The sequence below is a fragment of the Dyadobacter sandarakinus genome (assembly GCF_016894445.1).
In the GTDB taxonomy this organism is placed as follows: domain Bacteria; phylum Bacteroidota; class Bacteroidia; order Cytophagales; family Spirosomataceae; genus Dyadobacter; species Dyadobacter sandarakinus.
Genome location: NZ_CP056775.1, coordinates 3,756,369 through 3,769,159, shown reverse-complemented (window position 1 = coordinate 3,769,159; position 12,791 = coordinate 3,756,369). Strand labels below are relative to the sequence as shown.

Annotated in this window: 5 protein-coding genes; 4 read left to right on the top strand and 1 reads right to left on the bottom strand. The window is 50.4% G+C overall.

Annotated features, from left to right (window positions below; translation table 11 throughout):
- Positions 1-17: 17 nt before the first annotated feature.
- The 4 genes from HWI92_RS15165 to HWI92_RS15150 all read left to right on the top strand — a co-directional run bounded on the left by HWI92_RS15165 (position 18) and on the right by HWI92_RS15150 (position 6,593).
- Positions 18-224, top strand: coding sequence for a hypothetical protein (locus tag HWI92_RS15165; protein ID WP_204656759.1), 207 nt, complete (start codon positions 18-20; stop codon positions 222-224).
- A 53-nt stretch (positions 225-277) separates the two neighbouring features.
- Positions 278-3,622 carry a SusC/RagA family TonB-linked outer membrane protein gene (locus HWI92_RS15160; protein WP_229248048.1) on the top strand — a complete coding sequence of 1,115 codons (3,345 nt, stop codon included), beginning with the start codon at positions 278-280 and terminating at the stop codon, positions 3,620-3,622.
- Positions 3,623-3,634: 12 nt separating this feature from the next.
- The gene (locus HWI92_RS15155) at positions 3,635-5,278 is read left to right on the top strand and encodes a SusD/RagB family nutrient-binding outer membrane lipoprotein (protein WP_204656747.1); all 1,644 of its coding nucleotides are present in this window, start codon (positions 3,635-3,637) and stop codon (positions 5,276-5,278) included.
- Between the two features lie 82 nt (positions 5,279-5,360).
- Positions 5,361-6,593, top strand: a complete 1,233-nt coding sequence (locus HWI92_RS15150; protein ID WP_204656745.1) for a DegT/DnrJ/EryC1/StrS family aminotransferase — start codon at positions 5,361-5,363, stop codon at positions 6,591-6,593.
- Between the two features lie 2 nt (positions 6,594-6,595).
- Here the strand turns inward: HWI92_RS15150 and HWI92_RS15145 are convergent, their stop codons facing one another.
- Positions 6,596-12,580 carry an alpha-2-macroglobulin family protein gene (locus tag HWI92_RS15145; RefSeq protein WP_229248031.1) on the bottom strand — a complete coding sequence of 1,995 codons (5,985 nt, stop codon included), beginning with the start codon at positions 12,578-12,580 and terminating at the stop codon, positions 6,596-6,598.
- Positions 12,581-12,791 lie beyond the last annotated feature (211 nt).

Here is a 12,791-nt window from a genome sequence, read left to right as displayed (position 1 = left end):
CCAAACCAGCTACTAAAATGCCACTTTCCCGCGCTGAAACCCTGATTCATAAACTGATCAGCAACAAATTGAGCGCGGAAGAACTGTCTGAACTCCTGGAAGGTATCGCCAGCGGGGAAGAGCAGCAAAATTACTCCGACGTCCTCGAAAATTACTTTAATCGCCTGCTTGAAGCACATCAACCGAATGGTCGTGGTACCACCGGGAAAGATGCTGATTTGTAACCCTGTTCCATATTAACCGTTACCCATCGATAAGTATGAATTCAAACTTTACAATGCACAAATCCGTAAAGCGCCTCCTGCTGGCCATGATCATGGTCGGGGCCTTTATCTGTCATGCCTCGGCTCAGGGCGTCGTCAGGGGAAAAATCATTTCCAGGGAAGACGGCCAGGTGATGCCGGGCGTAAACGTTCTCATCAAGGGTACCCAGTCTGGTACTACTTCCAATGTTGCCGGCGAGTACTCCATCGATGTGGCGTCCCCGGATGCCGTACTGGTGTTTTCATTTGTTGGCTACGAGCAGCTGGAAGAAGCCGTGAATGGAAGGAGTATTATTGATGCGACGATCAGCCCGAGCGCTGAAAACCTGAAAGAAGTAGTGGTAACAGCCCTCGGCATTACCCGCGAATCGCGTAAGCTGGCATATTCCGTGAGTGATATCAAGAATGAGGAGCTGGTAAAAGCCGGTAATCCCAACCTCATGAAGGCGCTGGACGGAAAAGTGAGCGGGGTTAACCTCACCAGCCTCAGCAGTGACCCTACTTCGTCCGTACTGGTAAATATCCGGGGTACCACCGCGATGCCCACAACAGGCGATGCCAATGTGGCGATCAAAGGTCAGCCACTCTATGTAATCGACGGTATACCTGTTGGTACACAAACATTTACCTCCAAAGATGGTGTTGATTTCGGGAACATTCTCTCTCAGCTCAACCCCAATGACGTGGCTTCCATCACGATCCTCAAAGGTGGAAGTGCCGGGGCTCTTTATGGCGCCGAGGGCGGAAACGGAGTGGTTATGATCACAACGAAGTCAGGCAAAGGCGCGCGAAAAGGGCTGGGGGTATCATTTTCAACCATGGCGAGTGTTGAAAAACCTTACCAGTTCATAGACAGTCAAATGGAGTTTGGCCAGGGCGAACGTGCTTATGAGTGGCAGTACGACAATACAGATACCTGGGGCCCGAAACTCGACGGATCTTACACGGCAGATTACTGGGATGTTAAAAATAAAACCTGGGCAAACGGCCCCATGCGCTCGTCCAATGAAAACCGCGTGAAGGCCTACCTGACTACGGGTAGTACCATCACCAACAACATCGGCGTCACGGGTAACTATGACAAGGGTGCGTTCCGGTTATCGCTTTCCAATATGACCAATAAAGGCGTCATGCCGAATACCAAAACCCAGCAGAAGTCGGTCAATTTCAATTCACAATACAACATCACAAACCGCCTGTCGGTGTCGGTTAATGCGAGCTACATTAACACTTACAATCCCAACAAGGCCAATACAACAGGCTCCAACAGCGTGCTGAACAGTTTGTTGTTCAACATTCCCAGCAATCTTCAGCCACTGGGCGATATGAAAAATTACTGGCTTGACGGCTTTGAGGGTGCCCTGCAAAATGGCGCGATCATGAAGGATAATGGTGTGGATGTTTCGGAAAATAACCCCTGGTGGACGACTTACGAGAAGATCCACCGGTTTGGCCGCGACAACTTTTTTGGAAAGCTGCAGCTCAACTGGCAGCTGGGCGAGAACTTCGCACTTTTACTCCGTACAGGTATGGAAAACGTGAAGGAAAACTATGAGCTGCGCAAGTCCTGGGGTGAAAAAGGTGATCCGCTGGGGCAGTATGTATCGGGTAATAACAGCAGTATTGAGGCGAACACCGACGCGATTTTAACCTATAATAAAAACTTCGGTAAAGTATCCCTGTCCGTAGCAGGTGGTGGTAATTACAGGTACACCAATACGGCAAGTATGGAAATTGCCGGCGGCGACCTCAATTCACCTTCTTTGTTTAATCTTGCCAACATCAAGGCAGGTACCATGACGGTAGCCGGCAGTCCGTTCACAACTGGCCAATCGTTCAGCGCGTATGGTACGGCTACGGTAGGATGGGATGAAAAAGTGTTTCTCGACGTAACCGGACGGAACGACTGGAAGGGCATTCTCAACGAGGAAAAAATCCATTATTTTTATCCTTCTGCCTCCCTGAGCTGGCTGGCTTCGGAGACTTTCAGGATGCCTGAAACTTTCAGCCTTCTGAAGTTCCGCCTGGGCCTTGCTGATGTCGGAAACGGACTAACACGCAGGCGCTCCATTGATACCTACAGCTATGATCCCAGTCCATGGGGAGCGATCAACACGGTAAGTCTTAATGCTACCATTGTTGACCCAAACCTCAAAGCGCAGCATTCCGTGACGCAGGAGGCAGGGGTGGACATATGGCTTTTCCGGAACCGTTTGAAGTTTGATTTTACATATTTTATCAAAGATCAGAAAAACCAAATCGACAACATTCCGTTGGTACAGGGTACCGGCTACTCGGGACTGCTCACCAACATCGGCGATGTGCGGAGCAAGGGTTTTGAATGGGGACTGAACTTTTCACCCATAAAAACCAGAGATTTCTCCTGGGATGTTTCGGCCAGCTTTACGCATTACAAAGCAACCATCACGCGCCTGTCGGACAGCTTTGCTCCCAACGGATATGTGTTTGCAAGCTATGATGGAAAAACCAAAGTGAAAATTGCGGAAGGGGAAACCATTGGTAACATTTATGAAGAAAACCCGATACTCCGCGTTAAATCCGGGCAATATGCAGGCATGCCTTTGCTGGATAGTGAAGAGGGTAAAATCCAGAAATCAGCTGACGAGCGCGACCGCGGCCAGCTGGGCAACTTCAATCCCGACTTTATTCTTGGATTAAATACGACCCTGCGCTACAAAGGTTTCTCTCTCAACATGGTCGGCAGCCTTCGCGCCGGCGGCAAGTACATTTCGGTCAACCAGCAGTACCTGGAGTCGAACGGCCGGGCGATCAGTACCCTGGGATCAGGCGAAAACAATACCTGGTGGGTAGGTGGCCGGGATGCTGACCATGGCGGTATGGTATGGCCGGCCGCCGGTGCAAGCCAGTACGATGCCATCAACAGCAACAACGACGGCAAGCGGTCCGATTTCCAGGATGCGAGCTATGTAAAGGGTGTTTTTCTCAATCCCAATTACGAAGGTAACCCCGAGGATGCCAAGGATTCGGATTACATCGTAAATGGTGCCGATCCGAAAAATACGTTTTACGACTTTCCGTACAATGGTTATGGCGATGTTATATGGAACTTTACAGCAACGCGTACTTACGACGCAACCAACTTTAAAATGCGCGAGATCTCATTTTCATATACTTTGCCGATCGGTTTGACCAGAATGTACAAGCTGAACAATGTAACCTTGGGGCTGGTAGCGAGAAACCTTTTCCAGTGGAATAAATCGGGCCGGCATGAAGATCCCGAATCGGCATTTTCGGGTGTGGGTTCCAGCCAGGGCGTCCTGCGTGCGACTTTACCCAGCATCCGCTCATACGGTTTCAAACTTTCCCTCGACTTTTAACATCTACCCGATATGAAATTACGTCTAAAAATATGTACCCTGGTTGCTCTTGCCGGACTATGCTCGTGCAGCGACGACGAACTCAGGACCTACGATTCCCTTCAGCAGAAAAATGCGGTGGAGTCTGTGAATGATCCTTACCTGCTGGCCTCGATCATTAAAAAGACCACGCTGTTTTACCAGAAAATGGGTTTTGACAACCGCATGCTGCCGGGTGCCGTGCAGCATATGGAAAGTAACTACCAGAGCGGCGATAATTTTTATTCAAACTTCAAATCGCCGGTGACGGATATGTACACGGCCATGGATATCCTGAAACTGATCGACGGCTCCATCGGGCTGGCGGAAGGAAGGAACTCCAAAACGCATCAGGGAATCTTTAAGATTTTCCGGGTGCTTCTCTTTTCCTACATGACTGACTTTTACGGAGATGTATATTACTCCGAGGCATTGAAGGCGCGCGAAGGGATTCTTTATCCCAAATATGACAAGCAGCAGGATATTTACAACGGACTGCTTGCGGAGCTGGATGAGGCCAATGTACTGATGGATGCGGGTACTGAACCCATTTCGGAAAGCTACGACCTGATGTTTGCGGGTGACCGTACCAAATGGAGGAAGTTTTCGAATTCACTGAGGCTGAGGCTGCTCATGCATGTGTCTGCTAAAATGGCGGATGCGGGAGCGAAGCTTTCCGCGGTGGCCGGCCAGCTGCTCCTGACCGAGGCTGCTGAAAATGCTTCTATTGAATATGTGGGCACAACCGCTGAAAACTCCTGGACAGGCGGACCGCTGAGCTGGGGTACGATTGATAATTTTGACACGCGCCGCCCCTGCAAAACGCTTGTAGACAGGCTTGCGTCCCTGAGCGACCCGCGCATGCAGGTATGGTTTGCCCCGGTAGAACAGCCATGGACAAGTGATCCTGCCAAAAACGGCGTTTCCTTTAATACCACTGATCCCAATGGTTACACGTATACTTCTACCTGGGAGTATATCAACCGGAAAAACGCGGACATAGCCCAGTACGCGACCAAAGATGTGCTGCTTGATTCTAATAAGGTATATGTGGGCTTTGTAGCCGGTATGCTCTCCGACTGGAAAAATGGGAATGGTCACTATAATGTGGCTGCCGGAGGTACGGTAGGAAACTTCAAGGTATCGAAATTTTCAAAACTGTTCCGTGAAAACAAGCATCCATTATTGAGAGCGATGATCATGAACAGTGACGAGGTACAGTTCAATCTGGCGGAAGCTGCTGCAAAAGGACTGATCACCGGCAGCGCGGACACCTACTACCGCAAAGGAGTTGCCAACTCACTCCTTCGCTGGGGTGTAAGCCAGGCAGAAGTGGACAAGTACCTTGCCCAGGCAGCTGTAAAATTACCGGCCGATAAAGCTGGGCAGCTCACTAAAATCGCCGAACAAAAATGGATTGCCCTGTTCCTGGTTTCTTCCGAAGGTTACCTCGACCTGCGCCGGACAAGGCTGCCGGATATTTTTGCCAACGGTCGTCTGGGCGGGTTTCAGTTTCCTGAACGTTACCGCTATCCGGGCAATGAGCTTGGACAAAACAAGTCGGCTTATGACGCGGGCGTCGGTTCGCTTACTCCGGCTGTGGACGACCAGTTTTCTAAAATGTGGCTCATTAAATAGCTTGTTGCTCAACGTTTGTTTCCCAGGGAAAGGTCCGGCCGGACCTTCCCCTGTTTTCATCCAAAGCAAATAATGTACACGCATGCAACCTACCAACCCAGCCGCCACGCTGGCCCTTCACGGCGGACCCAAAACAGTCACCAGAACATTTCCCTGGTCGATTTACGATGAAGCCGAGACTGAGGCAGTGGCCCGGATTGTACAAAGTGGCAAATGGGGTAACCCGGATTGTGGTGACGAGATTGAGCGCTTTGAGCAGGCATTTGCATCCTATTGCGGCAGCAAATATGCGATCACGTGTGTAAATGGTTCGGTATCGCTGCGGCTTGCCCTGATGGCGTGCGGCGTGAAGCCGGGCGACGAGGTGATTGTGCCGCCATATACTTTTATTACCACTGCCACGTCCGTCATTGAATGCAACTGCGTTCCGGTTTTTGTTGACATTGATCCGGATACCTACAACATCAGTCCGGCGGCTATTGAAGCTGCTATAACGCCACACACCAAAGTGATCATTCCCGTGCATTTTGGCGGGCTGGCCTGTGATATGGACGCGATCATGGACATCGCAACCCGGCACGGCTTGAAAGTGATTGAAGACGCTGCGCATGCCCACGGTGCTGAGTACAAAGGCAAAAAACTGGGCTCTATCGGTCATGCAGGGAGTTTTAGTTTTCAGTCTTCTAAAAATCTGACTTCCGGCGAAGGTGGCATTGTAATTACGGACGACGACGATTTGTATGCGATGATACATTCGCTGAGAAATGTGGGCCGCGTGGAAGGCGGGCAATGGTACGATCATTACAATCCGGGCTGCAACTACCGGATCACGCAAATGCAGGCGGTACTACTCTCGGAACAACTCAAAAGGCTGGACGCCCAAACCCGGAAGAGAAATGAAAATGGCTTGTACCTGAATCAGTTGCTGGCAGAAGTGAACGGTATTACGCCACTATCCCGGAGCGGGGACATTACGCTGCATTGCTATCATATCTACATTTTCAAATACGACGCAGCCCATTTCGGAGGTTTATCCAAAACCGAATTTGCCGACATGCTGGCGGCCGAAGGCGTACCGAGTTTCCGGGGCTACCCGCACCCGCTCTACAAGCAGCCGCTTTTTCAAAACAAAAACTTTATGTGCTACGCCATCCCGGAAACGGCAGATTACAGCCAGACCCTCTGCCCGGTGGCAGAACAAGCCTGCGCGACAGATGCGGTCTGGATTCTGCAGCACGCCATGCTGGGAGAAAAGGAGGATATGGAAGCTTTCGTGCGTGCGATTTTGAAGATTCAGGAGGCGGTGAATGCCTGAAATCATCTATCCACCGTCACCCTCACTCCCTCACTATGCGCCGTGAACTCAGGCGCGTACATGCATTGGATCGTCGTTATACCATTGCTGAATTCACCTTCATGCGCCACAAAAAGCGGGTATTCAAACACGTAAGTGCCTTTCCGGAGGGAGCTGAAAAAGAAGTTGGTGCTGGCGTCTTTGGTACTTTCATAATATCCGAGTCCATCCTGCCATTTGTAGCCGCTGAGTACATTGACAGGTTCCAAGCTTGAGGCGCGCATGTCTTTCATATGCACATACTCCATGTCGCGGTCGGCACGGAGCTCAATGCGGACGATCACCTTATTGCCAATGTGGAGTGCATGACCTTCATCCACCGGAACCAGTACAGGTCCCTGGTCTGAATTCTGCTCGATAAACAACTTTTTGGCTAGTTTCAGCGGGGTTTCTGCGAAGGTAATTTTATCCAGATCTTCAAAATACTGCCAGTACACCGCTCCCCAGCCAGGATTACCGGCATTGCTGCCGGCTGTATTAACCGTGATATTGCCCAATTCAGGTTTTACATCTTTCCCCGGAATCGTTTTGCTGAAATACCCGGTGCCTGCTTCGGGGCTTTCCTGATCCGCTGCAACACTTACGTCTCCCATTTTTATACTTACCTGCTGGTCAGCCGCAACCCAGTTGCTGCCGCTCATCAGCAATACATAGCAAGCCTCGGCTGTTGCCCGGGTACTTTCCCAGCGATTGGTCTGCTTGTTTTTCAGCAGCCAGCGTTTTAGCGCATCCACAGTTTGGGGGTCGCCGTTGATCTCCTGAAAAGCTTCCGCCAGCAATGCCTGACGTTCAATGGGAGCTTCGTGCCATCGCCATCCATACTGGTTGTCTTTCCAGTACATGCCCGTCTCTGCATTTCTGACAGCACTTTCTGCCAGCGATTTCAGGATTGCTTTTGGCGTCTGGTTGTCTCCCGACCGGTGCAGGGCTAATGCAGTAAGCCCCTGCAGGTACTTCGATTGTGACAGCCATGTTTTTGCGGCTCTCTGAAGAAAAAACCGGTATGCCTTTTCCGATTTATCTGGTATTGGATCGGTACTGAAAAAACCCCGCATGTACAGGTATTGCAGCTGAACAGGGCCCGGAACGTACTTTTCCAGGTTTGTTTTATCTTTTAGCAGTACATCATAATCCATCCGCAGCTGCGCATCAAGAAATTGTAAAGCAGGCCCTACAATGCTGTTCAGACTTTCGGAATGTACCCGGTCACTTCCTGCAAGTTTACGCAAATGCCCCATGCCCGAGAGTATGTACTGCGTGATATACCGGTCGTTTGGGCCACCTTTAAACCAGGCGAATCCACCCGACGCACTTTGCATTTCGGCTAGTTTGCGGGCATTGGCGGAAAGTTCTTCCGACATGCTGGTAAGATCAAACAGCAGGGCGATATTCTTTTTTTGCTCCGTTTCAGACTTTGCAGCCAGTACCCAGGGCGTTTCTTCCAGGATAACGGATTTAAGCTCCTCATTCTTCAGCAGGTTACTCACCAGCGCAGCGGTATCTGTTGTTTTCCAGCTTTCGAAAACTTTCGCGATCCGTGGTGAGCCAGCAATCACGTGCGAAGCCAGGGCATTGGCGTAATACCGGTTCCAGGTTTGCTCCGCACATTCATAGGGATACTCCATCAGATATGGCAGCGCCTGCACTGCATACCATCCCGGATTGGATGAAAATTCCACCGTAAGCGCATGGTTCGCCAGGGTGGAAGAGGCACGTGACGTCAATAGTTTTTCAAAACGATAGGTCTTGTTTTCACTTCCATCGGTATCCAGTGGCAGGCTCTCGGTCACCAGCATTCGGTTGGACAGGACAGGTAATGTGTTTTCCTCACCGTCGGCCAGGTCTCCCGCTTTTGCAATGGTACGCCAGGTAATGGTTTTGGTAAAATGATCGGGTACCTGCATTGCGAACAGTACCGTCGTACTCTCTTTTGCTTCGATAGAAAACGGTTTTTCACGATCCGCCTGCAACAGTGCACTAATATTTTCTCCCGTGTCCGTATCTGCCAGCTCCAATGCAGCCATACCGGAGAGCGGCCTGTCCGTGAGGTTAACAATTTTCATAGGGAAAACAAAATGATCTTTTTCGCGCAGAAACCGTGGCGGATTGGGCTGTACCATCAGGTCCTTTTGGGTAACAATATCCCGTGAACTATAACTAAACGCCAGCTCAGCGGTATGCGCCAGTGCCTGAAACTTCCAGCGTGTAAGTGCCTCGGGCATGTCAAAGGAGAAGGTTATGTCACCATTTTTACCGGTTTGAAGGTCCGGAAAGAAAAAGGCAGTCTCATTGAGATGGGTACGCAGGGAGGAGCCGCCTCTTTGCAAAGGTTTTTCTTCGGGTAAAATGATACTGTCAGTAGCTAATTCCTGAGCTTCCCGGTCGTATTTGACCTGATCAGCAACTACTGCTTCCTTAATTTCTTCCATGCCACCTCCCGAAAATTGAGCTTCCATTGGCATTTCGACGGTCATCCCTTTCTTAAATACAGACCTGTTCCGGTAACGGCGTGACCGTGTAAAAAAGCCATCAATTTCATCATAGCTTTTTTCGAAAACCCGGTAGGTACCCTCCGATACCGTGCGGCCGATTGCCTGGTCGGCGAAGAAGTTCCGGGCAGTGTTCCATGCCGTGACCTCGTTCCGCATCGACCAGATGGCCGGTTTTTGCCAGGGTTCGGCATAAAACTGGTCAAGGGAGGCGTCGTACATCCCAGCGAGCATCTCTGCTGCTATACTTTCTTTTTTACTTCCCGAGATCCGCACGGTCCATTTTTCCCTGCTGCCCGGCAAAGTCTTATCGCGAAAGCTGAGGTACTCCACTCTTAGCTCCTTGTTGGTCCAGGGTACCTCGATCTGCTCGCGATGGTGGTAAATGCGGTTGTTTTTTACAAACATAAACTCTACCCAATACCCGCCGCGATCCGCCTCGGTAGCATTGAAATGGAATGTCCCCGGCGAGCTGCCCAATGATTCGTACGTAAATGCGCCGGACTTCCGGGGCACATTCCTGATTACAAACACATCCGGTGCCGAGGATGCAATACGGATGCTGGTCGATTCGCCAGGCTCTATGGGCTTGGTTCCTGCCACCCACAGGTACTGGGGACGCAAAGGTCCGGGGCCGGCAGGATCGGTGAGTTCAATGTAGCGTATGTCCTTGATCTCTTCACCGTTCGGGTCCGTGGTGCTGATCTCAATTTTATAATAGCCCGGCTCAAACCGGCCCGGCAATGGAAATGCCTCCTGGCCTGTCATTCTGCGCGTACCTTCAAAAACCATTTTGTTCACAGGCCAGCTTTCCGGCATGGTTTCGTCATGGTAGGGATCGTTCGGGAAGGCGGTAATAAATTCTTCCTTTGGCATGACAAACACATCCGGGCGCTCCCAATAGCGGCTCCGGAGCAGGCGGAGCTCAGCCCTGAGGATTGAAACCGTGACTTTCACATCTGCAGCAACATGCGCTCCATTCATGTTTTCGGCATGAACGTCAAGCTTCCTCAGGCTGTCGGCAGGAAGCTGGCCGGGGATGGAAGCTTTGATGACAATGGATTTGTACCCAACCGAAACCTGCATTTCACCGCTTCGGGTTTCTCCATTACTATCAGTGATGTCTGCATATATGGTAAAATCAAATGCAGGGTCCAGCTTTTTGTCGATTTTCAGGTCAGGTATGGCTTCAAATGTGATCGTAAATTCACCGGCAGTGTCGGTAACTGTTTCGCCGTGTGTAATTTCCATCGTGGAACTTGCTGGCATCCACCAGCGCTTGGCTAGCCAGGGATAGATAAACCGGGGCGTACGCGAAACCCGGTAGGTCACTTTCGCACTCCCGATCGCATTACCTGCATAGGCAAGTACCCGGCCGGTAGCCCGTACCATATCATGAACCTGGTAGGGGTTTTTCAGGGTATCAAAAGTTACCTCAAACTTGGGCCGCTTGTACTCTTCTACGCGGAAATCTGACTGTCCGCCACTCGATGCAGCGATGCGGAAGGTCCCATTGAGCATGTTGCGTGGCAGCTGGAACTTGCCTGAAAAACTTCCGTATGCATTCGTCTTGTGAGCTGCCGAGTCTGTCTTTTCACCGTTTGCATTGAAAAGGATTACGTAAAAATCGGTTTTAGAATTTGCCAGCACATTTTTACCGGAAGCGACAATGCCTTTGTAGTACACTGTCTGTCCGGGCCTGTAAATGCTGCGATCCGTGAAAACAAATGTTTGTACTGCAGGCTTTTCGGGTTCGGCCGGGTCGAGATAGTATGTAATGATATGCTGGTTCATGGCCAGGCTGTCATTTCCTGCCGTAATTGCAAGCACCTCGTTTGTCACGCGTTCCACTTTCAGCTGGTTGGGTCTCCTGAAATGTCCGTTTTTGTCGGTCTTGTAAGTTCTTAAATCAGTCTTTTTAGGTATTGAAGGCCCATAGTTGTCATGTACGTTGAAGACTTTAACCACTGCATCGACAACAGGCTGGCCGGTTTCGCGGTGGAGGACAAAATAGTCGTCGCCCTTTATGGCGTAGCTGAGGTTGGAAACATACAGGCTGCGGGCGGCCAGTACATTGTTCCTTTCGATAAAATCAACCGTCGTGCTTAGCAGGATAATGTATTCACCCACCGGCAATGCTGCCATTTTAATCTCCACACGATGTTCCTGCCGGTCTTTGGTATCCGGAAGGGATTGTACCCAGCTTTGCAGCGGGCGGGTCTGCCGTGCCTGTGCCCAGAACTTCGCATCCGTATGATAATCTATTTTAGCCTTCAGTGCGGGTGTAGCCGGAAGTATGCGGATGTACAGGTTGCTGACATTACGGTAAGTAGCAAGCGCCAGGAAGGGTTTGCCGGGAATGGTCACATTTTCGGTTGTGAAGCGTAATGACTTCTGCCGGATGGTCAGCAGCAGGTTCGCAGCATGAATGCCTCCTTCGGATGCCGGGTTTGCAGCCACTGTTTTTTCACAGATTTCCTCCGCTTTGATTCTGAAAAAACGGGTCGTGGTGTCTTCAAGCGGGCGGTACGTACTGGCTTGCTGATCGTACCAGGCGGCAGCCAGGTACCAGGCTTCGGCAGCTGCGGGGGTACTTTCGTACTGGTGTGCAACATGATTGACAGCCTGAAAGTACAGTTCATCCGCCTGCGGGTGCACCGATTTTTGTTTTACATATTGCAGCCTGAGCAAGTCAGCGTCGATCAATGCATCGGGTTGGGGATCGTTGAGGTGAAATGCGATGAGTTTCTGGTATAGCAGCAATGCCAGGTACTCGTTGGAAGTGGTATCCTGCGTTTCAAATTTTCTGTGAACAAAGTCGGCTGCCGGATCAAAGGCTGCGGCCTGCGTGATCTCGAATGCATAAGCGGGCCTGATCGTAGGTACTTCATCCTGAGAAAAATACCTGAGTGCCTGGTGCACCAGCAGGTCGAACAGGGTAGGTCGCAGGTTCCGCGTGTTTCCTTTGGTGATAATCGCATCAAAATCTTTCAGTTTGGTCGCTTTCAGCAACTTTTCATCCTGAATGGCGTGCAGCAGCAGGCCGGTAATCTCCTGATGAAAATCGGCCGCATTCCACGTGGTCATATCATCGCTTTTGGCTGCCTGCACAGTAGTACGCTCGTACAACTGCCATCTTACCTGTTCAAAATAGCTGGTGTAAAACCTGGCCAGCAAACTTTGCAGAACAGCTTTGGCTGCACCGGAATGCTCGCTGATCTCTTTCTTTAACTCCTGCGCTGACAGTACTTCATTGTTTTCGCGGGTGTCGTCCTGCAAATTGATCATATAGACGACGGCCTTGATCAGCTCGGCCTGCTGCTTTTCTTTTTTTGCCAGATTGTAAATCTTCCTGACTTCTTCATGGGCTGTGGCAGGCAATCCTTTTTGCAAGGCATTTTCAACGGCTTTCCATTCATTAGCATACGTTTTGGAGGGTACTTGTCCGTGGGTTTTCATGGGTGTGTATAGGATAAGGGATATATAAATGAAGATGAAAGAGCTGAAATTTTTCATAGCGAGATCAGGTATCGTATAGGCGAGCGCAGCAGTTGCCTGGCAAGTTCCGGATGCGGAGTACGTGGTGATAAGTTTTGAAGAAAGTCGCAGCTTTCCAACAATCCAGGTCCCGTAACCATGAATTTAAACGTTTAATAAAAGTATAAAATGG

Excerpts from the sequence above, each read along its gene's own strand:
- HWI92_RS15165 (WP_204656759.1), top strand. The coding sequence starts at position 18 with ATGCCACTTTCCCGCGCTGAAACCCTGATTCATAAACTGATCAGCAAC.
- HWI92_RS15160 (WP_229248048.1), top strand. The coding sequence starts at position 278 with ATGCACAAATCCGTAAAGCGCCTCCTGCTGGCCATGATCATGGTCGGG.
- HWI92_RS15155 (WP_204656747.1), top strand. The coding sequence starts at position 3,635 with ATGAAATTACGTCTAAAAATATGTACCCTGGTTGCTCTTGCCGGACTA.
- HWI92_RS15150 (WP_204656745.1), top strand. The coding sequence starts at position 5,361 with ATGCAACCTACCAACCCAGCCGCCACGCTGGCCCTTCACGGCGGACCC.
- HWI92_RS15145 (WP_229248031.1), bottom strand. The coding sequence starts at position 12,580 with ATGAAAACCCACGGACAAGTACCCTCCAAAACGTATGCTAATGAATGG.